This window comes from Kocuria turfanensis, assembly GCF_001580365.1.
Taxonomy (GTDB): domain Bacteria; phylum Actinomycetota; class Actinomycetes; order Actinomycetales; family Micrococcaceae; genus Kocuria; species Kocuria turfanensis.
The window spans coordinates 2,605,336-2,630,370 of record NZ_CP014480.1 but is presented as its reverse complement, the minus strand read 5'-3'; the positions used below and the strand labels follow the sequence as shown (position 1 = coordinate 2,630,370).

Here is a 25,035-nt window from a genome sequence, read left to right as displayed (position 1 = left end):
GGCAGGGCGAGAGCCCGCCGCGGCGGGTGCGGCGGCGGGCACGCGGGACCCGTCAGCGGAAGAAGTGGTGGTGCCTGGTGCAGCCAGGATAGGCCCCCGATCAGTCCCGGGGCGAGGCCGCCGGCCCGTCGCGCAGCACCCCGGCCGTCAGCGCCGCGACGAGGGCGAAGACCGGCACCACCACGAGGGCGGCCCGCAGCCCCACGGCGTCGGAGAGCACCCCGATGGCCGGGGACAGGCTCAGGAAGCTGATCCGCATCAGCCAGCTGACCAGCGCCAGGCCCGTCCCGGTGCGCAGGCCCGGGATGTCGTCGGCGGCGTGGAAGGCGGCGGGCACGAGGGTCGCGCAGCCGAAGCCGGCCACCGCGAAGCCGGCCACCGCCACGGCCGGGACCGGGGCGAGGACCACCAGGAGCAGGCCGAGCGCGCTCAGGGCGGCGCCGGCCCGGGCCACGGCGACCCGGCCCCAGCGGTCGGTCAGGGGGTCCCCGAGCATCCGGCCCACGAACTGGGCGGCCATCAGCGCCACCAGGCCCAGCCCGGCGGTGGCCAGCGGGGCGCCGAGCTCGGCGTTGAGGTAGACCGCCGACCAGTTCATCCCCGCGTCCTCCACCATGACCCCGGCCATCGCGATCACGGCCACGGGCAGGAGGCTGACGACGACGATGCGCCCCGCCGACCGGTGCCCGGTCCCGGCGCGCCGCTGCTGCCGGTGGGGCGCGGCGTCCGCCGGGTCCCCGGTCTCCGGCTCCGCCGGGAGGTCCACCGTGCGCAGGGCCGTGCCCTCGGCTGGGGTCAGGGCGGAGCGCAGCGCCACCAGGGCGACCGCGCTCCAGACGAGCCCGCTCACCGGGAGGTGCCACCCGAGCGGGACGCCGAGGGCCAGCGCGGCGGCGCCCATCAGCCCGCCGAGCACCGCGCCCAGGCTCCAGAGGGCGTGCAGGGAGTTGATGATCGAGCGGCCCCGGGCCCGCTGCACCTCCATCCCCTGGGCGTTCTGGGCGGTGTCCACGTGGGCGTCCAGCGCCCCGCCCAGGAACATGGCCGCGAGGAACACGACCACCCCGGCCTGCGTTCCGGCGCCCAGGCCGGCGCCGGCCCCGGCGGCGGCCAGGCACACGGAGAGCAGCACGGTGCCCAGCGCCGCGACGTGCCCGGAGCCGAAGCGGCGGATGGCCCGGGCCGGGAGGGCGCCCACCAGGATCGCCCCGAGGGGGAACGCCACCACGAGGAACCCGTACAGGGTGTTGGAGAGGCCGAACGCCTCCTTGACCTCCGGCAGGCGGGGCAGGAGGTTCGCGTAGAGGGCGCCGTTGGTGAGGAAGAAGGCGGACACCGCGATCCGGGCGCGCCGGACCCGCGCGGGGTCGAAGGTGGTGGTCTGGAGGGTCACGCCCTGAACTCTATGGGCTGTCCGCCCCGGTGCGGCCACCATCCGGCCGGAAAGCCTTCTACCGTGGACCCATGAGCACCCCACCCATCATCAGCGCCCGGGGGCTGAGCAAGAGCTTCCGCGGGCCCGGCGGCCGGATCGTCGACGCGGTGCGCGACCTGACCATGGACGTGGCGCCCGGAACGCTGACCGCGTTCCTGGGGCCCAACGGGGCGGGCAAGTCCACGTCCCTGCGCATGCTCACCACGCTGCTGCGGCCCACCGGCGGCACCGCCACCGTCTGCGGGTTCGACGTCGCCCGGCAACCGGCGGAGGTGCGCGCCCGCATCGGCTACATCGGGCAGAAGAACGGGGCCGGGCAGTACCAGCGGGTGGGCGACGAGCTGCTCAGCCAGGGCGCGTTCTACGGGCTGGGCCGGGCGGAGACCCGGCGCCGCGTGGACGAGCTCGTGGAGGTGCTCGGCCTCGGGGAGCTCGTCCGCCGGCCCACCATGAAGCTCTCCGGCGGCCAGCGCCGGCGCGTGGACATCGCCCTGGGCCTGATCCCCGGCCCCCAGCTGCTCTTCCTCGACGAGCCCACGACCGGGCTGGACCCGCAGTCGCGGGCGAACCTGTGGGAGCACATCCTCGAGCTGCGCCGGCGCTACGGCTCCACCCTGTTCCTCACGACCCACTACCTGGACGAGGCGGACCAGTTCGCCGAGCGGGTCATGGTCGTGGACCGGGGCCGGATCATTGCCGACGACACCGCGTCCCGGCTGAAGAGCGACCTCGCCGGCGACCGGATCACCCTGACCGTGGACGCCGCCCCGGACGCGGCGACGGCGGTGGTCCGGGCCGCGGCCCGCGCCGCCGGGGCCGCCGCCGCCGAGCCGGAGGCGACCGCGTCCGGGGCGGGCACGCGCGTCGTCGTCGCCGTCGACCACGGCGAGCGCGTGCTGCCGGGCCTGCTGCGCGAGCTCGACCGCAACGGCCACCCGGCGCGGACCGCGGAGCTGGCCCGTCCCACCCTCGACGACGTCTTCCTGCGGCTCACCGGCCGGAGCCTGCGCGAGGAGGACCCGAGCCCGCCCGAGGCCGACCCGGCCGCCGAGGCCCCGAGCGTGGGAGCGACCCCGTGACCGCCGTTCCGCCTCCCCGCGAGCCGTCCGCCGGCGCCTCCGCCGGCGTCACCGGCGGCACCGCCCAGGCCCGCCCGGCCGGGGTGCTGCACGACTCCGTCAGCGTCTTCGTCCGCGAGCTGCGCCCGGTGGTCCGCGACCCCTTCAGCGTGGTCTTCTCGCTCGTGCAGCCGCTGATGTTCCTGGCCCTCTTCGGCCCGCTCCTGGGCGGGATGACCGGGCTGCCCCTCGACCAGGCGTTCCAGTGGTTCGTGCCGGGCATCGTGGTGATGATCGCGCTGTTCGGCACCGCGATGACCGGATCGAACCTGCTGTTCGAGATCCAGTCCGGGGCGCACGAACGGATGCTCGTGGCCCCGGTGACCCGCTCGTCCCTCATGGTGGGGCGGGCGTGCAAGGAGATGGTGCCGCTGGTGCTGCAGGCCCTGGTGCTCTGCGGGGTGGCCGCGCTCTTCGGCTTCCGCCCGTCCCTGCCCGGGATGATGGTCGGCCTGGCGATCCTCGCGGTCTTCGGGGTGGGGCTGGGCGCGCTGAGCTACGCCCTGGCCATCGTCTCCAGGAACCGGGACTGGATGTTCTGGACCGTGCAGCAGGGGCTGCTGTTCCCGCTCATGCTGCTCTCCGGGATGCTCCTGCCGCTCGAGGCCGGCCCGCGCTGGATGCAGGTGCTCTCCCGGTTCAACCCGCTCACCTACATGGTCGACGCCGAGCGGGCCCTGTTCAACGGCCGGTTCGCCGACCCCGCCGTGGCGGCGGGCGCGCTCGCGGCGGCCGCGCTGGCCGCCCTGGGGCTGGCCGTGGGGATCCGCGCGATGCGCCACAGCATCTGAGGCCCGCCGTGCGCGCGCCGGGACGGTCCCCCGGCGCCGTTCACAGCCACTTCTTCCACTTGAACACCCCGTAGAGCGCCACGCCCATGCCGAGCATGGCCAGCAGCGCGAACGGATAGCCCAGCGGCCACGCGAGCTCCGGCATGTGCTCGAAGTTCATGCCGTACACCGTGCCCACCAGGGTGGGGGCGAAGAGGATGGCCGCCCAGGAGGAGATCCGCTTGACCTCCTCGCTCTGCGCCAGGGCGGACTCGGTGAGCCGCTGCATCTCGTCGTTCTGCCGCTGCCCCACCAGGGTGGCGTGCACCGTGAGGGCGTTCTGCAGCAGCGCACGGAACGAGTCGGCGCGGTCCGCGGCGCGGATGGCGTGGTCCTGCACGTCCCGCAGCCGGGTCTGCAGCTCCGCGTCCAGGCCGTACTTCTCGGAGCCGCGCTGCAGGGCGTCGAGCATGTGCACCAGCGGGTGCACGGCGCGCTGGAACTCGATCACCTCGCGGGAGAGCTCGTAGATGCGGCGGGAGACGTCCTGGTCCGCGGCGAAGATCTCGTCCTCGATCTCGTCGATGTCGTTCTCCAGCCCCGCCAGGACGGGCAGGTAGCGGTCGACCACCTCGTCGAGGATCCCGTACAGCACCGCCTGCGGCCCCATCCGCAGCAGCTCCGGCGAGGTCTCCAGCCGGTGGCGCACCGCGGCCAGGTCGGGGGACTCGGCGTGCCGGACGGTGACCACGAAGTCGGCGCCCACGAAGACGTGCAGCTCCCCGAACTCCACCTTCTCCACGTCGTCCAGGTAGCGGGCCGGGCGCAGCACCACGAAGAGGGTGTCCCCGAAGCGCTCCAGCTTGGCGCGCTGGTGGCCCTTGAGGGCGTCCTCGACGGCGAGGGGGTGCAGGCCGAACTCCTGGGCCACGGACTGCACCTCGGCGGTCCCGGGGCGGTAGAGACCGATCCACGCCATGCCGCCGCGGGCGCGCAGGGCCGCGTAGGTCGCGTCGAGGTCGCGCGGGCTGGAGGTCCGCACCCCGCCCACGTACACCGCGTTGTCCACCAGCGTCACCGCGCACCGCCTTCCGTCCGTTCCGGGTCCCGCCCCATCATGGCAGGGTCCGGGCTCAGCCCTTCACGGCGCCGCCGGTGAGCCCGGAGACGATGTAGCGCTGCAGGAACAGGAACAGCACGACCACCGGGATCGCCGCCAGGATCGCCCCGGCGGTGAACACGCCCCAGTTCTCCCCGAACTGCACGGAGACGAACTGGTAGAGCCCCACGGCCAGCGTGTACTTCTCCGGGTCCTGCAGCACGATCTGGGCGAGCAGGAAGTCCGAGAAGGACGCGATGAAGGACAGCATCCCGACCACCACGAGGATGGGGGTGACCAGCGGCAGGATCATGGTCCAGTAGATCTGGGCGTGGGAGGCGCCGTCGAGCTCCGCGGCCTCGTCCAGGTCCCTGGGGATCGTGTTGAAGAAGCCGTACATGAGGAACGTGTTGGCCCCCAGCGCCCCGCCCAGGTAGACGGCGACCAGGCCCAGCCGGGAGTTCAGGCCCAGGACCGGGTAGACCTCGGAGATCGCGAACAGCAGCAGGAAGATGGCCACGAACGCCAGCAGCTGCGGGAACATCTGGATCACCAGCAGGGCCAGCAGCCCGCCCCGGCGGGAGCGGAAGCGGAAGCGGGAGAACGCGTAGGCCGCGGCCGCGCCCATCAGCACCGTGCCCACGGCCGTGCTGACCGAGACGAACAGCGAGTTCCCGAACCAGGTCAGGTAGGGGTTCTGCGGGTCGCTGAGCAGGTTGGCGTAGTTGGCCCCCGTGATGTCCGAGAACAGCTGGTTGGACCCCAGCAGGGACCCCGAGGCGGACAGCGACGCGGAGAAGGCGTAGACCAGCGGGAAGAGGGCGAAGACGCACGCGGCGACCGCGGCCAGGTGCTTCCACCCGCCGCGGGCGAAGCGCCGGCCCGCGGAGAGCTTCGGGCGCGGGGGCGTGGTGGGTGTGGTGGGTGTGGTGGGGATGGGCATGTCAGCTGATCTCCTCGAGAGCCTTGCTGCGGCGGAACGTCAGCGCGGAGACGACGGCCACCATGATGAAGATGAGGATGGACAGGGCCGAGGCCAGACCGTAGTCGTTGGTGCCCCCGGCGAACGCGATCTTGTAGACGAACGAGATGAGGATGTCCGTGGCGCCCACCCCGGTGGTGGACTCCAGGTCCTGCGGGCCGCCGCCGGTGAGCAGGTAGATCACGTTGAAGTTGTTGAAGTTCATGGCGAAGGACGCGATGAGCAGCGGACCCACGGCCACCATGAGCATCGGCAGGGTGATCGAGCCGAACTGGCGCACCGGGCCGGCCCCGTCCATCTCCGCCGACTCGTAGAGCTCCCCGGGGATGGCCTGCAGGGCCCCGGTGGTCACGAGGAACATGTACGGGAAGCCCAGCCACAGGTTGACCAGCAGCAGCGAGAGCTTGGCCAGCCAGGGGTTCTCCAACCAGGGCACCCCCGTCCCGCCCAGCAGGACCTCGTTGACGAAGCCGAAGTCCGTGTTGAGCAGGCCGGCCCAGATGAGGATGGACAGGAACGCGGGGAAGGCGTACGGCAGGAAGACGATCGCGCGGTAGACGTTGCGGAACCTCAGCTTCTCGTCGTTGAACAGGATCGCCAGGAGCAGGCCCAGGAAGAAGGTCAGCGCCACCGAGAGGACGGCGAAGGCGAAGGTCCACAGGGTCACGGCGACGAACGGCCCGCCCAGGACGGCCGGGTCGAAGATCGCCCCGAAGTTGTCCAGGCCCACGAACACCCGCCAGCCGGGGCGCAGGGCCTCGCCGTCGGGACCGGCGAACGCGCCCTCGCCGTTGTCGGCGTAGACGGTGCCGTCCGCGGCGACCATCGCGTCGGCGGCCTCGTCGTAGGTGAGCGTGGGCTCGTAGGCGTAGGCGGTGCGGCCGTCGTCGGTGCGCAGCGCACCGTCCTCGGCCTGCCCGCTCACCGGGACCCGCAGCTCCCCGAGCTCGTCCTGGGCGCCGACGACCTCCCCGTAGGAGAGCACCTCGTAGCCGGGCGCCTCGACGACGCGCCCGTCCGTGACCGCGGCCCCCTCGAGCGGGGCCAGTGGCCGGTCCGCCGCGCCCACGAGCACCCGGTCGTCCTGCACGGCGGCCAGCGCCAGCCCGTCGGGGCCCTCGAGCACCGTGACGGCGTACGCCTCCGAGCCCTCGACCCGCTGCTCGTACGTGGTGGTGAGCTGGGTGATCGCCGCGTCCTTGGTGGCGTTGTGCCCGTCCCCGTAGTTCGTGAACGCCGTGGCGGCGGTGTAGACCAGCACGAAGACCTGGAAGACCAGCAGGAAGACGAGCCCGGGGAACAGGTACTTGGCGGGCAGCAGCTTCCGGGCCGGCAGGAAGTACACGAGATCGGCGGCGAGGAGGGCCGCGACGAGGAACACCAGGATGCCCCAGCTGCCGGCGGCCCAGGCCGCCAGGATGCCGAAGAGGCCGATGGCGTTGATCAGCGCCATCAGGACCAGCTTGACCACGAAGCCCGGGCCGAACCCCCGGGAGTGGGCGTGCCGGCGCTCGCGGGGGGCGCCGGGCCCGGTGTCCCCGCCGGTCGTCCCGGCGGCGGCCGTCCCGTCCCGGGTGGTGGTGCTCGTGCTCATGAGATCTGTCCTTCGATGTTGTCGATCATGCGGTCCCACAGCTGCACGGGGTCCCCGCGCCCGTCCACGACGGCGTTCTCGGTGGTGCCCCAGAAGCTCCACACGGCGCCCATCTCGGGAATGGCCGGCATGGGCAGGCCCGACTCGGCGATCCGCGCGTAGGCCGAGCGCAGGGGGTCGCCCTGCATCCGGTCGACGGCCACCTGGCTGGCCGGCGGCCGGCCCGTGCTCTCGTACAGGGCCGTCTGGGCCTCGGGGCGGGTGAGGTAGTTGGCGGCGAAGTCCTGGGCGGCGACCGGGTTGGCGGCGTGGGCGTTGACGAAGAACGCCTGGACGCCCACGAACGGGCGGGACTGCTCGTCCCCGGCCGGGGGCACGGGCAGGACGCTCACGTCCATCCCGGCGGCCTCGACGTCGGTCAGCTCCCAGGGCCCGCCCAGGTGGAAGGCGGACTCCCCGGTGAGGAAGGACTCCTTGGCGATGTCCGGGCTCATGGACGTGCGCAGGTCCCCGGTCTCCCCGAGGTCCTGCAGGTAGCGGGCGAAGGCGTGCCCGTCCGCGCCGCCCATGGTCAGGGTGCCGGTGTACTCCCCCTCCTCGGTGCGCTCGAACACCTCGGCGCCGAAGGAGGTCTGCAGGGCGTACAGGTGGTACGGGTCCCCGGCCTCCGCGGACTGGCTGACCGTGAACGGGTACTCGATGCCCTGCTCGTCCATGAGCCGGTGGCCGACGGCCCGCAGCTCGTCGAAGCTGGCCGGGTCCTCGGTGGTGAGCGCGTTGTTGCGCAGCAGCGCCACGTTCTCGATCGCGTAGGGCACCCCGTAGCTGACGCCGTCGTAGACCACGGCGTCGCGGGCGTTCGCCGAGAAGTCCCCGGCGCGCTCGCCCAGCTCCACCGGGACCACCACGCCGTTGGAGGCCAGCTGGCCGAGGTTGTCGTGCGGCGAGACGATGATGTCCGGGGCCTGCCCCGTGGGCGACTGGGAGATGAAGTTGGAGATCGCCTGCGCGTTGACCTCCCGCTGGACGAACTCCACCTCCACCCCGGAGTCCGCGGTGAAGTCCGCGGCGATCTCGCGCAGGGCCGGGATCTCGTCGTCGCCGGCCTGGATCCTGATGCTGCCGGGCCCGCCGGCCAGACCGGCGACTCCGGCCGTGGGCGCGGAGGAGCACCCGGCGAGCAGGAGCACGGCCGCGGCCGCGACGGCCGTCCGGGGGATGCGTTTCATGGTGGGGGTTCCTCGGGGTCGGGCGCGATCGGGGCGTCCGGTCGGCGACGGGGCGGCGCGGGCCGGGAGCTGCCGGTCACCGGGGCTCCGGTGCGGCGCTCGCACCGCGCTGAGTGAGACAGGTCACTACTGTAAGCGATATCACGATCTCTGTCCACAGCACTCGGTCCCGCCACTGGCCAGCACAGAACGTGTGCAAGCGTTTCCACAACGGCGCTCCGGACCGTAAGATGCCTCACATGCTGACGACCTCAGGTGCGCTGCCGTCCCTGCGCCTCACCCCTCTCCACGACCGCGACCGGGAGCCGAAGTGGTGGCGCTCCTCGGTGATCTACCAGGTGTACCCGCGCTCCTTCCGGGACCTCGACGGGGACGGCCTCGGCGACCTCGCCGGCATCACCGCCGAGCTGGGGCAGCTGGCCGAGCTCGACATCGACGCCCTGTGGCTCTCGCCCTTCTACCCGTCCCCGCAGCGCGACGGCGGCTACGACGTGAGCGACTACTGCGACGTCGACCCCGCCCTCGGGACCCTGGCCGACTTCGACGCCCTGGTGGCCGCGGCGGACGCGCTGTCCGTGAAGGTGATCGTCGACCTGGTCCCCAACCACTGCTCCACCGAGCACGTGCTGTTCCAGCGGGCCCTGGCGGCGGGGCCGGGCAGCCCCGAGCGCGGACTGTTCGTCTTCCGGGACGGCCGGGGCGCGTCCGGGGAGCTGCCCCCGAACAACTGGCAGTCCCACTTCGGGGGCCCGGCCTGGACCCGGGTGACGGAGCCCGGCGGAGCCCCCGGACAGTGGTACCTGCACCTGTTCGACTCCTCCCAGCCGGACTTCGACTGGGACAGCGAGCTCGTCCGGCAGGAGTTCGAGCGGATCCTGCGCTTCTGGCTCGACCGCGGTGTCGCCGGCTTCCGGGTGGACGTGGCCCACGCGCTGATCAAGGCGAAGGGCCTGCCCGACTGGGGCGGGCGCGCCGACGGCGGCAGCGTCCCCGGCTACCCCTTCACCGACGCCCCGATGTTCGGCCAGCCGCAGATCCACGACATCTACCGCCGCTGGCGCGAGGTGCTGGCGGAGTACGACGGCGAGCGGATCCTCTGCGCCGAGGCCAGTGTGGAGCCGCTGAGCCGGCTGGCCGACTGGGTGCGCCCGGACCAGATGCACCAGACCTTCAACTTCTCCTACCTGGCCGCGCCCTGGGACACGGCGCAGCTGCGGCGGATCATCACCTCCTCCCTCGAGGCCTTCGACGCCGTCGGGGCCCCGACCACCTGGGTGCTGTCCAACCACGACGTGGTGCGCCACGCGACCCGTCTCGGTCTGGGCGGGAACCCGGCCCGGCCCGGCGACGGCATCGGCCCCGAGGACGAGCAGCCGGACCACGCCCGCGGTGCCCGGCGGGCGGACGCCGCCTCCCTGCTCATGCTCGGGCTGCCGGGCGGCGTCTACCTGTACCAGGGGGAGGAGCTCGGGCTGCCGGACCACACGGGCCTGCCCGCCGAGGTCCGCCAGGACCCCACCTACCACCGCACCGGCGGGGCGCGGCTCGGCCGCGACGGCTGCCGGGTGCCGCTGCCGTGGACCCGCTCCGGCGCGTCCCTGGGCTACAGTGCCAACGGCAGGTCCTGGCTCCCGCAGCCCGAGGGCTGGGCGGAGCTCTCGCGCGAGGCGCAGCGGGAGGACCCGGCCTCCACGCTGTCCCTCTACCGCGCCGCCCTGGCGCTGCGGCGGGCGCACGGGCTCGGGTCGGGCTCGCTGGCCTGGGTGGAGGACCTCGGCGGGCCGGGCTGCCTCGGCCTGGTCAACAACGACGTCCTGGTGATGCTGAACACCGGGGCCACCGCGGTGGAGCTGCCGGACCTGCCGGTGCTGCTGCGCAGCCGTCCCGGGACGTCCGCGCCCCACGTCCTGAACCCGGAGGAGTGCATATGGCTGCAGACGGAGGACCACGGCACGACGGGTCCGTGAGCCCCCCGCGGCTCCAGGACGTCGCCGCCCGGGCCGGGGTGTCCACGGCCACGGTCTCCCGCGCCCTCAGCGGCAAGGGCCACGTGTCCTCCCGGGCCCGGGCGCGGGTGCAGCAGGCCGCCCACGAGCTGGGCTTCGTGGTGTCCTACCACGCCTCCAGCCTGGCCAGCGGGCGCAGCCGCAACATCGGGGTGGTGCTGCCCTACGTGGACCGGTGGTACTTCTCCACGGTGCTCGAGGGCGTGGCCGGGGCGCTCATGGAAGCCGGGTACGACCTGTCCCTCTACAACTTCGAGGGCGACCGCTACCGGGAGACGGTGCTGACCGACTTCCTGCTGCGCAAGCGGCTCGACGCCGCCGTGGCGATCTCCCTGCACCTGAACCCGGCCGAGACGCGGCAGCTGTTCGCCGCCGGGATCCCCGTGCTCGGCGTGGGCGGGCCCCTGGTGGGCGCGCCCACCATCAGCATCGACGACCACGACGTCGGGCGCCGCGCGACCGAGCACCTGATCGCGCTCGGCCACCGCCGGATCGCCCACCTCGGCGGCGCCGAGGAGTTCGGCAGCCACTTCCCCATGTCCAGCGACCGCCGCGCCGGTTGGGAGGGGGCCATGGCCGCCGCCGGGCTGGCGGTCGACCCGGCCTGGTCCGTCGTCGCGGACTACACCTTCACCGACGCCTACCAGCGGGCCAAGAACCTGCTGGCCGACCCCGCCGACCGCCCCACCGCGATCTTCGCGGCCTCCGACGAGATGGCCGCCGGGACGATCCTGGCGGCGCGCGACCTCGGCCTGACCGTGCCCGGGGAGCTGTCCGTGATCGGCGTCGACGCCCACCCCATCGGGGAGGCCTTCGGGCTGACCACCATCGACCAGCACGCCCGGGAGCAGGGGGTGCACGCCGTCGAGCGGCTGCTGGAGCACCTGGGCGGGACGAACCGCGAGCCGGTGCACGAGGTGCTCCCGGCGCACTTCGTCGTGCGCTCCTCCACCGGTCCGGTCCCCGGCTCCGCCGGCCCCTGACCCCGGCCCGGCAACGCCCCGGCGGGTCCCCCGGGGCGCCGGGGCGCTCGGCCCGGACGGGCCGGGGGACGGTCAGGCCACCGTGAACGTCCGCTCGTGCCACCCGGAGGCCCCGTCCGGGGCCGGCGGGGGCCTGCTCGGCGGTCTGGACGGTCCCGTCCCGGTCCACCGCCCGCACCCGCGCGGTGTGCCGGCCGCCGGGCAGCCCGGTGCGCAGCACCCACTGCCGCCAGGTGTCGTCGGAGGGCACCTCGCCCAGGTCCGCCTCCTGCCAGGGTCCGCCGTCCACGCTGACCTGCACGGCGGCGATCCCGGTGTCCTGGGCCCAGGCCGTGCCGGCGAGGACGACCTCCCCGGCGTCCACGCGGTCCCCGTCCCGGGGCACCTCGATCCGGGAGGCGGTCTTGATCGGCCCGCGCGCCGACCAGCCGCGCGGGGTCCAGTAGCCCTCGTCGCGGTCGAAGCGGGTGACCTTCAGGTCCACCAGCCACTTGGTCGCGGAAACGTAGCCGTAGAGGCCGGAGACCACCATGCGCACCGGGTAGCCGTGCTCGAACGGCAGGGGCTCCCCGTTCATGGTCACCGCCAGCAGGGCGTCGCGGCCCGGGTCCAGCAGCGCCTCGAGCGGGGTCCCGGCGGTGAACCCGTCCTGGGAGGTGGACAGGACCATGTCCGCGCCCGGCTGCACGCCGGCCTCCGCCAGCAGCTCCTGGAGGGGCACGCCCGTCCACACCGCGTTGCCCACCAGGTCCCCGCCCACGGGGTTGGACACGCACGCCAGCGTCACGGCGCGCTCGAGCAGCGCCCGTCCGGTGAGGTCCTCGAAGCGCAGCGTCAGCTCCCGGTCGACCATGCCGTGGATCCGCAGCTCCCACTCGGCCACGTCGATCCGCGGGACGGCCAGGGCGGTGTCGATGCGGTAGAAGTCCTCGGCGGGGGTCAGCCACGGCTCCACGCCCGGGACCCCGAGGTCCGTGCCGGCGGGGATCGTCTCCGGCACCGCCGGGGCGGGGATCCGCAGCATCTCCCGCGCCGCGGGCACCCGGGCGGCCGCGGCGGAGGCCCAGCGCCCGGTGACCCCGGCGGCCGCGCCCAGCCCGGCCACGGCCGCGGAGACCCGGACGAAGCCCCGCCGGTCGAGGCTGCCCCGGGTGCCCTCCGGCGCCTCGGCCCGGCGGCCGAGGACGGTGAGGAACAGCGCCCCGGCGGCCGTGCCGACGACGACGGGGACCGTGTCCGCGGCGGACGCCCCCGCCCGGGTGAGCACCGCCAGCAGGCCGAGGAGCCCCAGGACGCCGAGCAGCACCGCGCCCATCGGGCGGTTGGCGCGCTGGGCGGCCCCGATGCCGGCGCCGACCGCCACGAGGCCGGCGGCCATGACGAGCAGGAGCACGAGCTTGTCCGCGGTGCCGAACAGGGCGATCGCCGCGTCCTTCACGGGGGCGGGGACGGTGTCCACGATCACCCCGCCCACGGCGGTGAGCGGCGCGCCGACCGCCCCGGTGACCCAGGCCAGCAGCTCCGCCAGCCCCACGGCGAGGGCCGTCGCGGCCACACCGGCCAGGACCCACGGGCCGGGCCCGGCGGGGCGTCGTCGTCCCGCTCCGGCGTCCGGGCGGGTGGAGGTGGTGGTCATGGGGCCAGGATCTCAGCCGGCCCTGTGCCCCGCCTGGGCGAGCGCCGCCGCGAACCGTTCGAGCGCCTCCTCGCCCACCACGTCCCCCGGCAGCAGCGGGACCTGCAGCAGCGGCAGGTCCGGCAGCGCCTCGCGCAGGGTCGCCACGTGCGTCTCCTCGAGGGCGCGACGCTCGGCGAGGAAGGCCCCGGCGTCGGCCGGGGAGCGCTTGTTGACCACCAGCGCCCCCACGTGCACCCCGGCGCGGACCAGCTGCCCGTGCAGCTCGACCGTCTCCAGCACGGGCAGCCGCTCGGCGGCCAGGACGATCACGAAGGCGCAGCGCCGGGGATCCACCAGGACCTCGCGCAGCGCCTCGAAGCGGGCGCGCCGGCGCAGCAGGACGCGCCGGATCTCGAGGTCGCGCTCCTCCCGGGGGTCCCGGGGGCGCTCGGTGCCCACGATGCTCTCGCCCGCGTCGTCGCGGTCCTCGAGCCCGCGCAGCGCGGCGCCGAACCGCTCCGCCCGGACCCGGCGCCGCAGCAGGCCCTCGGTCCAGGCGGACATGATCTCCGGCAGGGCCATGAGGCGGGCGGTGTGCCCGGAGGGCGCGGTGTCGAAGACCACGAGGTCGTAGTCCTCCAGGCCCGTCTCCACCAGCTCGGCGACCCGCTCCAGGACGGCGGACTCGTGGGTGCCGGGCGAGTCGCGGGCGAGCCGCATGTGCTTGTCGACCTCCCCGGCGAGGTGCTCGGGCATGAGCCGGCGGACGGTGGCGCCCACGGCGGCGAGGTGGTCCTCGGTCGTGGCGAGCGGGTCCACCTCGATCCCGTCGAGCAGGCCGCCGCCGGGAACCCGGACCAGCGGGGTGATCCGGTCCCCCACCGGGCGTTCCCAGAGGTGCCCGAGGTTGTGCGCGGGGTCGGTCGAGACCACGAGCACCCGGCGGCCGGCCCGGGCCTGGGCGAGGGCCGTGGCGGAGGCGACGGCGGTCTTGCCGACGCCGCCCTTGCCGCCCACGAACAGGACCCGGCGGGTCGCGGCGAGCTCTAGCAGCATGAGATGTGCTCCAGGGGCGAGCGCTCCATGCCCATCCGCCGGTGCCAGTCGTGGAACCGGTCGTAGACCACGGGGAGCAGCTCCACGGTGTAGTAGCTGGCGGGGTTGGGCACCCCGAGCGCCTCGGAGAGCACCAGCATCATGAACAGGTCCTCCTCGTCGCGCTGGGCGCGGGCGAAGGTCCGGCGGTAGGGGGCCGCGTAGAACTCGCGCAGGCCCGCCCCGAGGCGGGCCCGCGCGGTGCGCCACCGCTCCGGGAGGCTCACCGGCTCACAGGGAGCGGTCCCGCCCGGCCGTGCTGGGCAGCGGCTCCTCGTCGAGCTCCGGCGGGTTCTTCCGGGCCTGGGACATCGCGATCGCGGACTCGAAGATCACCCACACGGCCGCGATCAGGATGATCACGTCGAGCACGAGCAGGAACCAGTTCTCCGCGGCCCAGAACTGCCCCAGCTGCACGATCAGCGCGTAGACGGACATCACGAGCAGGAACACCAGCGGCACCAGCACGGGCAGGACCGGGCGGCCCTTGCGCAGCAGGATCACCGCGATCATGGACAGCGTCAGGCCGGCCAGCAGCTGGTTCGAGGTGCCGAACAGCGGCCAGATGAGCATGCCGCCGGAGCCGTCCGCACCGGCGCTGAAGGTCAGCCCCATGGCCACCGCGAGGACGATCAGGGTGGCGACCACCTTGCCGATGGTGACGCCCATGATGTGCCCGGCCTCCTGCACCACGAAGCGCTGCAGGCGGATGCCGGTGTCCATGGTGGTGGCCGCGAACAGCACGGCCATCGTCGCGAGGATGGTCGCGCTCAGCGACGGGGGGATGCCCAGGCCGGAGTTGACGACCGAGGCGCCGCCCTGGACGAACGCGGCCACGCCGCCCTGGCCGAACGCGCTGTACACGGCCTCCCAGTCGGCGATCGTGCGGAAGCCGGCGGTCGTGGCGATGATCGCGCCCAGCGCCAGCAGGCCCTCGCCGACGGCGCCGAAGTAGCCGACGAAGCGGGCGTCCGTCTCCTTGTCCAGCTGCTTGGAGGACGTCCCCGAGGCCACGATGCCGTGGAACCCGGAGATCGCACCGCACGCGATGGTCACGAACAGCAGGGGCACGATGCTGGGTGTGCCCGCGGGCACGGACTCGTTGAAGGCCGGGGCCACCACGGTCGGGGCGGAGATCAGCACCGCGCCGTAGAGGATGCCCAGGGCGATGAACAGCTGCAGGCCGTTGATGTAGTCGCGGGGCTGCAGGAGCATCCAGACGGGCAGCACGGACGCGATGCCCGCGTAGACGAAGAGCACCACGATCCAGAACGCGTTGGCCGGCAGGCCCAGGACCGTCTCCGGCAGGACCACCGGGAAGCGGTCGCCGAGCAGGATCAGGGCGTAGAGGGCCACGACGCCCACCACGGACACGACGGCGAGGTTCCACCGGTAGCGGTAGACCGCCTGGCCGATGAGCAGCGCCACGACGATGGCGCCCCACGTCGGGATCACCGAGGTGGGCGTGCCGACCAGCAGGTTGGAGATCACCACGGCGAACGCGGCGTTGACCATGAGCAGCACGAGGAAGATCACGACCAGGAACAGGTTCCGTCCCCGGTGGCCGATGTACTTCCCGGACAGCGACCCGATGGACTTGCCCTGGTGCCGGTTGGACGCCCACAGGGCCCCGAGGTCGTGGACGCCGGCGAAGAAGACGGTGCCGAGGGTCACCCAGAGGAAGGCGGGCACCCATCCCCAGATCACCGCGATGGCCGGCCCCACGATGGGCGCGGCCCCGGCCACGGAGGTGAAGTGGTGGCCCCACAGCACGTACTTGTTGGTGGGGACGTAGTCCACACCGTCGCCCAGCTCGTGGGCCGGGGTGACGAAGGAGTCCTGGAGCTTGTAGATCCGGCGGGCCACGAACTTCGAGTACAGGAGATACCCGAGGATCATCATGGCCACACCGACGACGGCGAGGACGATGGAGTTCATCTCGCTCCCTATCTCTGCGGAAGTGGCGGTGGATGTCTGCTGGGTCACAATGCTACCGCCGTCCCACCACCCCTCCAGGACGGGGCGCTATCCCGGCGCCATGAGCGCGAAGGACTCCCGGTCCGGGCCCGCCACCACCGCGAGCCGCCCGTAGGGGAAGTCGAACGGCTCCTCCACGACCGATCCGCCGGCGGCGCGCACGCGCTCCGCGGCCGCGTCGACGCCCTCCACCTGGAAGCACACGGACCAGACCGAGGGCGCGTCCTGCGCGGCGGGGTCCGTCCCGCCGATCCCGCCCGCCGGGCGGTCCCCCCGCGGCACCGTGAACGTGGCGTAGGGGACGCCCTCCCCGCCGGTCTCCTCGTAGTGGTAGCCGAACACCGTCGCGTAGAAGTCCCGGGTGGTGTGGTGGTCGGGCGTCGTGAGGTCGCACCACACCACGGCGCCGGGGACGTCGACGGCCGCGAAGCCGGTGTGCGCACCGGACTGCCACATCCCGAAGACGGCTCCGGCGGGGTCCCGCCAGAGGCCCATCCGGCCGAGCGCGCCGACCTCCGTGGGACCCGTCAGCTGCGTGCCCCCGGCGTCCAGGACCCGCTGCGCGCACAGCTCGAGCCGGTCCGCGGCCAGGTACACCTGCCACACGGGGGGCGCACCGGCCCGGTCCGGGTCCGCGGGCGACAGCCCGGCCACGGGCGCCCCGTCCACGAGGGCGTTGCAGTAGCCGCCGTGCTCGGGCTGCGGGTCGTCGTACTGCCAGCCGAGGACCTGCCGGTAGAACTCCTGCGTCCGGGCCAGGTCGGAGGCGACGAGGTCCGCCCAGCAGGGCGTTCCCGCAGGCCACGGTTCGGTGTGCTGCGTCATCATGGGCTCCTTCCGACACGGTCAGGGTACGCCGGGCCCCGCGCCCCCTGACCGCCCCGCCCGAGGATCGTTACCCACCCGTCCCCGTCGCTCCCCTCCCCCCTCCTCCCCCTCCTCCCCCTCGGGTCGCGAGGTTGCGGACGTCGGCCACCGCGCCCGGCCGCGTGGCCGACGTCCGCAACCTCGCGGCCTGTTCGGACCCGGCATCAGTGGGGCGGCCCTGTGGGGAGCCACTCCCCCCGACGCATCACGGCGCTCAGTTCGAGGTCCTGCCCGACGACCAGAAGATCCGCGAGCGCCCCCGCCCGGAGGCTCCCGACCTCGCCGGACAGGCCCAGGACACGGGCCGGGACCACGGTCGCCGAGCGCAGCGCATCGTCGAAGGACACTCCTGCGGCGACCGTTTGCCGGAGCACGTCGAGCATCGTGGCCGTGCCACCGGCGATCGAGCCGTTGGAGACCAGCGAAGCCACACCGTCCTGGACCCGCACCTCGGCCGCGCCCAACGTATACGTGCCGTCCGAGAGCCCGGTGGCGGCCATCGCGTCGGTCACCAGCGCGATGTTGTCCGCGCCCGCGAGCTGGAACGCCCACGCGACGATGAAGGGGTCCAGATGGGTGCCGTCCCCGATGAGCTCGACGACGGCCCGGCCCTCCGCCGCGGCGCGCAGACAGGCCGGCACCGGCCCGGGCGCGCGGTGATGGATCACGGGCATGGCGTTGAACAGGTGGGTGACCGTGGGCACCCGCGGCGCGCCGCCGCCGGGGACGGCGCTCAGCAGGGCCTCCAGGTGGCGCAGCGCCGCGTCGGTCGTCCCCGTGTCCGCGTCGGTGTGGCCCAGCGAGGGGACCACACCGCGGGCGACGAGCAGTTCGGCCAGCTCGCGGGAGCCGGGCAGCTCCGGGGCGAAGGTCATGGTGCGGAGCGTTCCCGCCGCGGCGTCGACGAGTTCGGCCGCCAGAGCGAGGTCCGGCTCCCGCATCCAGGCGGGATCCTGCGCCCCGCACCGAGCCGTGGACAGGAACGGGCCCTCGAGGTGGATGCCGGCGACCAGCCCCTCCTCGGTGAGCGCCGCCAGCCGTGGCGCGGCGCTCAGCAGGTCCTCGCGCGAGGCGGTGACCAGGCTCGCCACCAGCGTCGTCGTGCCCTGGCGGTGGAAGGAGCCGAGGGTGGCACGGATCGGTCCTTCCGCCGAGGAGGAGAAGTCCGCCCCGAAGCCGCCGTGGCAGTGCACGTCCACGAGCCCGGGCAGGACCGTCTGCCCGGGCGCCAGGACGCGGCGCTCCCCCGGGCCGCCGCCGGGGTGGCCCGATCGCGGCCCCGCGTAGTGGACGCGGCCGTCCTCGACGACTACGAGACCGTCCTCGTGCGCGGCGTACCCGGTGTGCACGCGGCCCGAGAGGACCGTTCTGCGCGGGGAGTCCTCGGCAGCCATGTGCCTCCTTGTGCTGGTGCGGACGTGGGACGTGGCCGGTCCTACCGGACCTGTCCGTTCGGGGACCGTGGGATCTCGAGGTCCACCACGATCGGCAGGTGGTCCGACGCCGATGTGGGCACCACGTGCGCGGCCCTCAGCCGCACGCCCTCCGACACCAGGACGTAGTCGATGCGCAGGCTCGCGTCCTCGACCGGGGCCCCGTCCGGGGCGAAGGTGTGGTCGTCGTCCTGGCCCAGGGCCGCGAAGGTGTCCGTGAACGCTGCGAAGAGGCCCTGCAGCTCCGGGGCGCCGGGCTCGGCGTTGAGGTCCCCGACGACCACCGCCGGGCGCCGGCTCTGCCCGGTGATCTCCACGATCTCCTGGGCCTGCAGCTCACGCTGCTCGGCGCGCTGGTGGTCGAGGTGGGTGCTGTAGAAGCCGACGTGGTGGCCCTTCACGTTGATCACCGCCTCCAGCAGGCCGCGCTGCTCGGTGGGCAGCTCCGGGTACTCGATGCTGGTCAGCAGGTGGTTCTCGGAGTCGATGATCGGGTACTCGCTGAGGATGGCGTTGCCGTACTGGCTGTTCCCGGCTCCGCCGTCGGAGCGGGCGAGGTCCAGATTCGGGCCGTACACGTAGTGCATGTCGAGGATGTCGGCCAGACGGGCGGTCTGGTCCTCGAAGTCGCTGCGGGAGGACCAGGCGTTGTCGACCTCCTGCAGTCCGATCACCTCGGCGCCCGACGCCTCGATGACGGCCGCGGTGCGCTCGAGGTCGAGCACGTCGCCGCTGTCCGCGCCGTGGTGGATGTTGAAGGACATGACGCGCAGGTCGGTGCTCCGGTCCGGGGCCTTGCCCGGGGCCGCCGCAGCGGGGGCCGCGCCGAGCACGCCGGCGGTCACCAGCAGTGCGGCCGCGGAGCCCGTGGCCATCAGTTCCTTGATCATGTCGTACTCCTCGTGGAGGGGGTGGATGTGGGTGTTTGGTGGTGCAGGAGGAAGCGACGGTCCACGGTCAGGAGGTCTGCCAGCGGTACGGGGTCGGCGATCTCCCCGACGAAACGCCCGTCCACGCTGTTCTGGAAGCCGAAGACGACCCACTGGCCGTCGCGCTGGCGGAACAGCTGGGCGGCGTAGACGCCCGGGAGGAAGAAGCTGGAGCTCCGTTCGAGCTCCCACGGCCCGAGCCGGCCGGCACCGGGTGCGATCCAGGTCCCCGTGCTCGTCTCCGAGAAGGGGATGCCGGGGGCCAGGTGCGGGAGGCAGGAGAAGATCAGCACGCCTTCGCCGTCCACGTTGTGGGACTGGATGACTTCCATCTCGCCGAAGCCCGCGGGTCGGCTCAGCGGGGGGCGGACGGACCAGTGCTCCAGGTCGTCGCTCACGGCGTGGCCGACCACTGCGCGGGCTGCCGGGTCTCCGGTGGCGGCCCGTGCGGTGACGAGCATCTGCCACCGGCGGGTGTCGTCGTCGTAGAAGACGAACGGGTCACGCCATGCTTCGTCGGACCAGGTGCCCTGCCCGAGCTTCTCGTACCAACGGGGGTCTGCCTCGAGCGGTCCTGCGGTGGTACGTTCCCAGACGAGCAGGTCGTCGGAGACGGCGGAGCCGATGCGCTGATGCAGTCCGCCCTCGGCGCGGCTGACGCCGGTGTAGAACAGGTGCCACCGGCCGTCGTGGCCGCGGACGGTGCTGCCCGTCCAGGTGGCAAGGTCGTCCCAGGACGGCTCGTCCCCAGCCACGAGGGCGTCGGGCAGCAGGGTCCACGTCCGCAGGTCCGGTGACATGGCGTGCCCGATCGAGGCCCGGTGGTGACGCTTGTCGGGATCCCGCAGGGCCCGGCTGGCCCGCAGGAAGAACAGGTGGTAGTCCTGCCCGTCGTCGGCCACCCAGCTGTCCCAGACCCAGTGGTCTGCGAGGCGGAACGTCATGCGTCCTCCTGTCGCAGCCGGTGCTTCGCCTCGGCCACGAAGCGGTAGTAGTCGATCAGGGCGAGGTCGCCGGCCGCCGCCTCGTCCATCACCACGGTGACGCTGCGGTGGAGCTGCAGCACGGACGCCGGGCACATGGCCGCCACCGGGCCCTCCACGGCGGCGGCCACGGCGGCGGCCTTGCGCTTCCCCTGGGCGACCAGGAGCACCTGCCGGGCCTCGAGGATGGTGCCGAGCCCCTGGGTGACGCAGTGGGAGGGGACGTCGGCGGGGTCGTCGAAGAACCGGGCGTTGTCGGCCCGGGTCCGGGCGGACAGCGCCTTGACCCGCGTGCGGGAGGACAGTGAGGAGGTCGGCTCGTTGAAGCCGATGTGGCCGTTGGCCCCGATGCCGAGGAGCTGGAGGTCGATCCCACCTGCTGCGCCGATGGCCTCCTCGTAGTCCCGGCAGGCCTGCTCGAGGTCCCGGCGGGAGCCGTCGGGCACCCGCACGCGGGAGGGCGGCAGGCCGAACGGGCCGGCGACCTCGCGGCCGAGGACCTCGGCATAGGCGGCCGGGTCAGACGCCGGCAGACCGACGTACTCGTCCAGCGCGAAGCACAGGAGCTTCGAGAGGTCCAGCGACCCCTCCGTCTGTCGGCGGGCCAGTTCGCGGTAGGTGCCGAGCGGGGACGAGCCCGTGGCCACACCGAGCACGGTGTCCGGCCGGTGCACCACCTGCTCGGCGACGAGGTCGGCCGCGCGGACGTCGACGTCGGCGGCCGTCGGCAGGACGATCACTTCCATGGGGACTCCTTCCGGTGATGGGCGGGACAGGCCGGTTCAGCCCTTGACGGCCGAACTGGCCACGCCCTCGATGAACCACCGCTGGAAGGCGAGGAACACGATGACGACGGGCACGACCAGCAGCACGCCGAAGGCCATCACCTGGCCCCAGGCCGGGGGCAGCTGGCCCGCGAAGACGCTGATCTGCAGCGGCAGTGGCCGCAGGTCGGGTTCGGAGATCATCAGGACCGGCCACAGGAACGAGCCCCACTGCGTGAGGAAGGTCAGCACCGCCACCGATGCGTAGGCGGGCTTGCTCATGGGCGCGATGATCTGCCAGAACACCCGCAGGGGTCCCGCCCCGTCCATCCGGGCGGCCTCGTCGATGCTGCGGGGGATGCCGGAGAAGAACGAGTAGAACAGGAAGATGGACAGCGCGTTGCCCACGAAGGGCACGATCTGGATCCACAGCGTGTTCCGGGCGTCGTTGTAGAGGTAGAACATCGGGACGGCCACGGCTTCGAACGGCACGATCAGCAGCAGCAGAATCCCGAGCAGCACCAGGTTCTTGCCCGCCCAGCGCAGCCGTGACAGCGCGAAGGCCGCCATCGAGTTGACCACCAGACCGAGCCCGACCACGGAGACGGTGACCGTGAAGGACACGAAGAAGAACCGCCACAGGTGCCCCGTGCTGTCCGAGGACAGGCTCGCGAAGACCCCGGTGTAGTTGTGCAGCCCCCACCTGCGGGGGTCGAACACCTCGAAGCCCGCCAGGGTCTTCGAGGCCGGGGCCAGAGAGGCAGCGGCCATGTAGGCTACCGGCGCCAGGAAGAGGACGCCGGTGACGACGAGCGCCGCGTAGCGGGCTGCGTCCGGCCGGCGCCGGCGCCCGGTGGAGGCAGCGGGTCCGTTCTGCGTCATGTCAGTCCTCCCGTTCGCGAGTGGCGCGGCGCTGGATCAGGGACAGGACCACCACGATCACGAAGAACACCACCGAGATGGCGCTCGCACGCCCGATGTTGTTCTCGTCGAAGGCGGAGGTCACGGCCTCGTACATCACGGTGCGGGTGGCGTCCTCGTTGAGCCCGCCGCCGGAGCGCGCCAGGACGTAGATCTGGTCGAACACGCGCAGGGACAGGATCATCGTGTACAGCGCCACGAAGACGAGGGTCGTGTTGATCCCGGGCAGGGTGACGTGCACGAACCGCTGCCACCCGTTGGCCCGGTCGAGGCGGGCCGCCTCGTAGAGATCGGCCGGCACCTGCTGCAGGGCCGCCAGCAGGATGACCATCTGGAAGCCGACGCCCTGCCAGATGGACAGGACGATGACCGAGGCCAGCGCCGTGAGCTCCGAGCCCAGCCAGTCCTGGGCACCGAAGTTCCCGCCCGAGAAGAACGCGAGGAGGGAGTTCAGCAGGCCGTCGTCCCCGCGGGCGAGGATCAGCCGCCAGATCAGCGCCACCAGAGCGATGGGGAAGACCACGGGGAGGAAGAAGACCGAGCGGAAGATCCCGATCCCGGGCACGCTCTTCTGCACGAGCATGGCCAGGGCGAGTGCCAGGGCGGTCTGCACCGGGACAACCACGGCCGCGAACACCAGGTTGTGGAGCAGGGCGCTGAGGAAGCGGCCGGACACGTCGGGGTCGGTGAAGATCCGGGCGTACTGGGTCAGCCCCATGAAGGCGGGGTCGCGCGGGTCTCCGAGTCGGACGTTGTAGAAGGAGAAACCGACGGCCGCGAAGAACGGGACCGCGACGAAGAGGACGAGCAACAGGACGGCGGGACCCGCCATCAGGGGCCCGGCCAGGTTGTCCCGCCGGAGTCCCCTCCGGGGCGCCGCTCCGCCCGGGCCCGCCGGGGCGGGCACGGGGGACGGTGGGGCCGCGAGGCCCGGTGTGGTGGTCATGGTGCACTCCTCGCACGTGCGCGGCGGGGCCGACGGGCGGCCCCGCCGCGTGGATCACTCGTCCTGGTAACCGTTGTTGTCCTCGAAGTCGGCGTCGATGGCCCGGGCCGCCCGGTCGAGCTCCTCCTGGGGGTCGGCCCCGCCCCAGATCGCCGCGAGCGCGCCGCCGTAGGAGCTCGTGACCGTGGGGTAGCCCGGGGTGATGGGCCGCGCCACCGCGATGCACTCCTGCGTCACGTTCTCCGAGCCGCAGGCCGAGGCCAGGTTGTCCGCGAACAGTTCCAGCGGGCCACCCGCGCCGTAGAGCTCGCTGCCCTCGAGGGCGCTCGTGGTGCCGGGCACCGCCGCGTTGGCCTCGACCATCCTGGCGATGCTCTCGTCGGAGTGCAGGAAGTCGAGGAAGGCCCCGGCCGCGGCCTGGTCTCCCCCGGCCGCCGGCGTCACACCCCACTGCCAGGACCCGTGGCCCGCCTTGGTGCCGTTGCCGAGGTCCGGCAGGGGCATGAGCACGAGGTCCTCACCGAGGGCCTCGCTGAACGTGGGGTACATCCAGTTGCCCGTCCACGTCAGCGCGACGTCCCCGTCGGGGAAGGCTGTGCCGCTGGTGTTCGGGTCCGTGTGCTCCTTCCAGGAGGCCCACTCCTCCATCGCCTCGACGTTCTCGGCGCTGTTGAGCACTCCCTCCGCGGCGCCGTCCCGGATCAGCGTGCCGCCGTTGGACCACAGGATCGGGCTGGTGGTGAAGGTGCCCCACTCGGCGGCGAAGCCGTTGGCCTCCCCCAGGTCGATCGCGTTGCCCGACGGGCTGGCCTCCGCCAGCTTCTGCAGGTTCTGCTCGAACTCCTCCGCCGTCCACGCCTCGTCGGCGGTTGCCGGAGCGTCCACACCGGCGGCGTCGAGCAGCTGCTGGTTGCCCCACAGCCCGAGACCGACGTCGAACATCCCGACGGCGTAGGTCTGGTCCTGGTACGTCCCGCTCTCCCGCACGCCCTCGATCCGGTTGTCGAGGGTCTCCTGCGCGACCACGCCGTCGAGGGGGACGAGCTTGCGGTCGTAGACGAAGGACGCCATCGTCGGGGCGTCCATCTCCATCACGTCGGGCAGGTCCTCCGCGGCGGTCGCCTGGACGGTGCTGGTGTAGTCCGCCTCCGGGATGAGGGTCAGCTCGACGCTGACGTCCTCCTGCGAACCGTTGTACTGCTCCACCAGAGCCTCGAGCGCCTCGGCCTCGGCCGCCTGACCACTGTGCGCCCAAACCTCGACGACGCCGTCACCCTCCGTGTCACCTGCGGCGCTCTCCCCGCCCCCCGCGCAGGCGGACAGCACCATGGTCATCGACAGACCGGCCCCCAGGACCACGGCCCGCGATCGACGCCTCGTTCGTGCACTCATGTGCATGTCCCCTTCCCTTCGCCGCACCGTTCACTTTTGTCACGGGTTGCGCTGCCCCCAGCTTGGACTAGACCAATTTGGGTGTCAATGGTCACACCCGGGCAGCCGGTCCCCGCAGTGCCGGGCGAGCCGCCCGATATGCTGGCCCGATGAGCGCGGAGCCGCGGACCGTCCCGAAGTACTACCTGCTCAAGGAGCAGATCCGGGCGCTCGTGCGAGACGCGGCCCCCGGCACGCTCATCCCCACGGAGCGTGCGCTCGCCGAGCAGTACGCCACCTCCCGGACCACGGTCCGCCAGGCCATCGGCGAGCTCGTGGCCGAGGGCGTCCTGGGCAGGGCCCAGGGCCGCGGGACCTTCGTGGCCCCGCCGCGGTTCACCTACGTGCGCCAGCTGACCTCGTTCAGCGACGACGCGGCCGCCCAGGGCCTCGCGAGCTCCTCGAGGGTCCTCGGCGTGAGCCGCACGGCCGCCGACGACGACGCCGCGGCCCGCCTCCGCGTGCCCACCGGCACCGAGCTGGCGCGGGTCGAGCGGATCCGGTTCATCAACGGCGAGCCCCTGGCGCACGAGATCGCCCTGCTCACCGGCCCCTTGCCCGACCTGGCGGAGCGCCTCGACCGGACCGGGTCCCTGTACACCGCGCTGCGGGAGGACTACGGCATCGAAATCGTCGAGGCGGAGGACACCGTGGAGACCCAGCTCGCCGGTCCCGACGACGTCCGGCTCCTGGACATCGAGATGGGAGCTCCCCTGCTGCTGATCCACCGACTCGGGTTCACGGCGGACGGCTCCCCCATGGAGTGGACCCGCTCGGTGTTCCGCGGCGACCGCTTCCGCTTCCTCGCCCGCATGCGGGGCCCCCGGAGCTGACCCGCGAGGTTGCGGACGTCGG

Annotated in this window: 21 protein-coding genes and 1 pseudogene; 5 read left to right on the top strand and 17 right to left on the bottom strand. The window is 72.9% G+C overall.

All coding sequences use genetic code 11. The annotated features are described in order from the left end of the window. Positions 1-100 precede the first annotated feature (100 nt). Entirely contained in the window at positions 101-1,393 is a 1,293-nt protein-coding gene (locus AYX06_RS12130) for an MFS transporter (RefSeq protein WP_062735986.1), read from the bottom strand. A gap of 71 nt (positions 1,394-1,464) precedes the next feature. Between AYX06_RS12130 and AYX06_RS12125 the strand changes: the two genes are divergently transcribed. Both AYX06_RS12125 and AYX06_RS12120 read left to right on the top strand, forming a co-directional pair. Beyond that, a complete protein-coding gene (locus AYX06_RS12125) occupies positions 1,465-2,514 on the top strand; it encodes an ABC transporter ATP-binding protein (RefSeq protein WP_186815644.1) in 1,050 nt (349 codons plus the stop codon). After that, on the top strand, positions 2,511-3,344 hold the full coding sequence (locus tag AYX06_RS12120; protein ID WP_198161400.1) for an ABC transporter permease: 834 nt from the start codon (positions 2,511-2,513) through the stop codon (positions 3,342-3,344). The genes AYX06_RS12125 and AYX06_RS12120 overlap by 4 nt, the downstream gene beginning before the upstream one ends. Positions 3,345-3,384: 40 nt before the next feature. Here AYX06_RS12120 and AYX06_RS12115 read toward each other — a convergent pair whose 3' ends face one another. Genes AYX06_RS12115 through AYX06_RS12100 form a run of 4 tightly spaced genes read right to left on the bottom strand, consistent with a single transcriptional unit; the run spans position 3,385 to position 8,227 of the window. Beyond that, positions 3,385-4,401 carry a magnesium and cobalt transport protein CorA gene (locus tag AYX06_RS12115; RefSeq protein WP_062735985.1) on the bottom strand — a complete coding sequence of 339 codons (1,017 nt, stop codon included), beginning with the start codon at positions 4,399-4,401 and terminating at the stop codon, positions 3,385-3,387. 55 nt (positions 4,402-4,456) lie between these two features. Continuing rightward, positions 4,457-5,365: a sugar ABC transporter permease gene (locus tag AYX06_RS12110; protein WP_232319302.1), complete on the bottom strand. Its 909-nt coding sequence runs from the start codon at positions 5,363-5,365 to the stop codon at positions 4,457-4,459. Between the two features lies 1 nt (position 5,366). After that, positions 5,367-6,998 (bottom strand): ABC transporter permease subunit, encoded by a 1,632-nt coding sequence (locus AYX06_RS12105; protein ID WP_062735984.1) that lies wholly within the window; start codon positions 6,996-6,998, stop codon positions 5,367-5,369. After that, complete coding sequence (locus tag AYX06_RS12100) at positions 6,995-8,227, bottom strand: sugar ABC transporter substrate-binding protein (protein WP_062735983.1); 1,233 nt, start codon at positions 8,225-8,227, stop codon at positions 6,995-6,997. Before AYX06_RS12100 ends, AYX06_RS12105 begins: the two co-directional genes overlap by 4 nt. 239 nt (positions 8,228-8,466) lie before the next feature. Between AYX06_RS12100 and AYX06_RS12095 the strand changes: the two genes are divergently transcribed. Then, positions 8,467-10,194 (top strand): glycoside hydrolase family 13 protein, encoded by a 1,728-nt coding sequence (locus AYX06_RS12095; protein ID WP_062735982.1) that lies wholly within the window; start codon positions 8,467-8,469, stop codon positions 10,192-10,194. Next, complete coding sequence (locus AYX06_RS12090; protein ID WP_084271605.1) at positions 10,191-11,216, top strand: LacI family DNA-binding transcriptional regulator; 1,026 nt, start codon at positions 10,191-10,193, stop codon at positions 11,214-11,216. Before AYX06_RS12095 ends, AYX06_RS12090 begins: the two co-directional genes overlap by 4 nt. A gap of 499 nt (positions 11,217-11,715) precedes the next feature. Here the strand turns inward: AYX06_RS12090 and AYX06_RS20875 are convergent. From AYX06_RS20875 to AYX06_RS12035, 12 genes and pseudogenes are all read right to left on the bottom strand, one after another. Continuing rightward, positions 11,716-12,069 (bottom strand): annotated as a pseudogene (locus AYX06_RS20875) (molybdopterin-dependent oxidoreductase); the annotation flags it as partial. Positions 12,070-12,864: 795 nt separating this feature from the next. After that, entirely contained in the window at positions 12,865-13,890 is a 1,026-nt protein-coding gene (locus tag AYX06_RS12085; protein WP_062735980.1) for an ArsA family ATPase, read from the bottom strand. Next, on the bottom strand, positions 13,881-14,156 hold the full coding sequence (locus AYX06_RS12080) for a cory-CC-star protein (RefSeq protein WP_062735979.1): 276 nt from the start codon (positions 14,154-14,156) through the stop codon (positions 13,881-13,883). Before AYX06_RS12080 ends, AYX06_RS12085 begins: the two co-directional genes overlap by 10 nt. Before the next feature lie 4 nt (positions 14,157-14,160). Then, complete coding sequence (locus AYX06_RS12075; protein WP_062735978.1) at positions 14,161-15,867, bottom strand: carbon starvation CstA family protein; 1,707 nt, start codon at positions 15,865-15,867, stop codon at positions 14,161-14,163. Positions 15,868-15,954: 87 nt separating this feature from the next. Next, positions 15,955-16,734 (bottom strand): VOC family protein, encoded by a 780-nt coding sequence (locus AYX06_RS12070; RefSeq protein ID WP_232319301.1) that lies wholly within the window; start codon positions 16,732-16,734, stop codon positions 15,955-15,957. A 203-nt stretch (positions 16,735-16,937) separates the two neighbouring features. Beyond that, on the bottom strand, positions 16,938-18,167 hold the full coding sequence (nagA, locus tag AYX06_RS12065; protein WP_062735977.1) for an N-acetylglucosamine-6-phosphate deacetylase: 1,230 nt from the start codon (positions 18,165-18,167) through the stop codon (positions 16,938-16,940). A gap of 41 nt (positions 18,168-18,208) precedes the next feature. Beyond that, positions 18,209-19,096: an endonuclease/exonuclease/phosphatase family protein gene (locus AYX06_RS12060; RefSeq protein ID WP_062735976.1), complete on the bottom strand. Its 888-nt coding sequence runs from the start codon at positions 19,094-19,096 to the stop codon at positions 18,209-18,211. Beyond that, the gene (locus AYX06_RS12055; protein ID WP_062735975.1) at positions 19,093-20,079 is read right to left on the bottom strand and encodes a glycoside hydrolase family protein; all 987 of its coding nucleotides are present in this window, start codon (positions 20,077-20,079) and stop codon (positions 19,093-19,095) included. Before AYX06_RS12055 ends, AYX06_RS12060 begins: the two co-directional genes overlap by 4 nt. Then, positions 20,076-20,864 (bottom strand): glucosamine-6-phosphate deaminase, encoded by a 789-nt coding sequence (gene nagB / locus AYX06_RS12050; RefSeq protein ID WP_062735974.1) that lies wholly within the window; start codon positions 20,862-20,864, stop codon positions 20,076-20,078. The genes AYX06_RS12055 and nagB overlap by 4 nt, the downstream gene beginning before the upstream one ends. Before the next feature lie 36 nt (positions 20,865-20,900). After that, positions 20,901-21,764 (bottom strand): carbohydrate ABC transporter permease, encoded by an 864-nt coding sequence (locus AYX06_RS12045; protein WP_062735973.1) that lies wholly within the window; start codon positions 21,762-21,764, stop codon positions 20,901-20,903. 1 nt (position 21,765) lies between these two features. Continuing rightward, positions 21,766-22,749, bottom strand: a complete 984-nt coding sequence (locus tag AYX06_RS12040; RefSeq protein ID WP_062735972.1) for a carbohydrate ABC transporter permease — start codon at positions 22,747-22,749, stop codon at positions 21,766-21,768. 54 nt (positions 22,750-22,803) lie between these two features. Beyond that, positions 22,804-24,141, bottom strand: a complete 1,338-nt coding sequence (locus tag AYX06_RS12035; protein ID WP_232319300.1) for an ABC transporter substrate-binding protein — start codon at positions 24,139-24,141, stop codon at positions 22,804-22,806. Positions 24,142-24,290: 149 nt separating this feature from the next. On the opposite strand from AYX06_RS12035, the gene AYX06_RS12030 reads away from it, so the two are divergent. After that, positions 24,291-25,013 (top strand): GntR family transcriptional regulator, encoded by a 723-nt coding sequence (locus AYX06_RS12030; protein ID WP_062735970.1) that lies wholly within the window; start codon positions 24,291-24,293, stop codon positions 25,011-25,013. Positions 25,014-25,035 lie beyond the last annotated feature (22 nt).

Coding starts and splice junctions, on each gene's coding strand:
- AYX06_RS12070 (WP_232319301.1), bottom strand. CDS start 16,734: ATGATGACGCAGCACACCGAACCGTGGCCTGCGGGAACGCCCTGCTGG.
- AYX06_RS12035 (WP_232319300.1), bottom strand. CDS start 24,141: ATGAGTGCACGAACGAGGCGTCGATCGCGGGCCGTGGTCCTGGGGGCC.
- AYX06_RS12100 (WP_062735983.1), bottom strand. CDS start 8,227: ATGAAACGCATCCCCCGGACGGCCGTCGCGGCCGCGGCCGTGCTCCTG.
- AYX06_RS12110 (WP_232319302.1), bottom strand. CDS start 5,365: ATGCCCATCCCCACCACACCCACCACACCCACCACGCCCCCGCGCCCG.
- AYX06_RS12095 (WP_062735982.1), top strand. CDS start 8,467: ATGCTGACGACCTCAGGTGCGCTGCCGTCCCTGCGCCTCACCCCTCTC.
- AYX06_RS12125 (WP_186815644.1), top strand. CDS start 1,465: ATGAGCACCCCACCCATCATCAGCGCCCGGGGGCTGAGCAAGAGCTTC.
- AYX06_RS12085 (WP_062735980.1), bottom strand. CDS start 13,890: ATGCTGCTAGAGCTCGCCGCGACCCGCCGGGTCCTGTTCGTGGGCGGC.
- AYX06_RS12055 (WP_062735975.1), bottom strand. CDS start 20,079: ATGACGTTCCGCCTCGCAGACCACTGGGTCTGGGACAGCTGGGTGGCC.
- AYX06_RS12045 (WP_062735973.1), bottom strand. CDS start 21,764: ATGACGCAGAACGGACCCGCTGCCTCCACCGGGCGCCGGCGCCGGCCG.
- AYX06_RS12075 (WP_062735978.1), bottom strand. CDS start 15,867: ATGAACTCCATCGTCCTCGCCGTCGTCGGTGTGGCCATGATGATCCTC.
- AYX06_RS12060 (WP_062735976.1), bottom strand. CDS start 19,096: ATGATCAAGGAACTGATGGCCACGGGCTCCGCGGCCGCACTGCTGGTG.
- AYX06_RS12040 (WP_062735972.1), bottom strand. CDS start 22,749: ATGACCACCACACCGGGCCTCGCGGCCCCACCGTCCCCCGTGCCCGCC.
- AYX06_RS12105 (WP_062735984.1), bottom strand. CDS start 6,998: ATGAGCACGAGCACCACCACCCGGGACGGGACGGCCGCCGCCGGGACG.
- nagA (WP_062735977.1), bottom strand. CDS start 18,167: ATGGCTGCCGAGGACTCCCCGCGCAGAACGGTCCTCTCGGGCCGCGTG.
- nagB (WP_062735974.1), bottom strand. CDS start 20,864: ATGGAAGTGATCGTCCTGCCGACGGCCGCCGACGTCGACGTCCGCGCG.
- AYX06_RS12030 (WP_062735970.1), top strand. CDS start 24,291: ATGAGCGCGGAGCCGCGGACCGTCCCGAAGTACTACCTGCTCAAGGAG.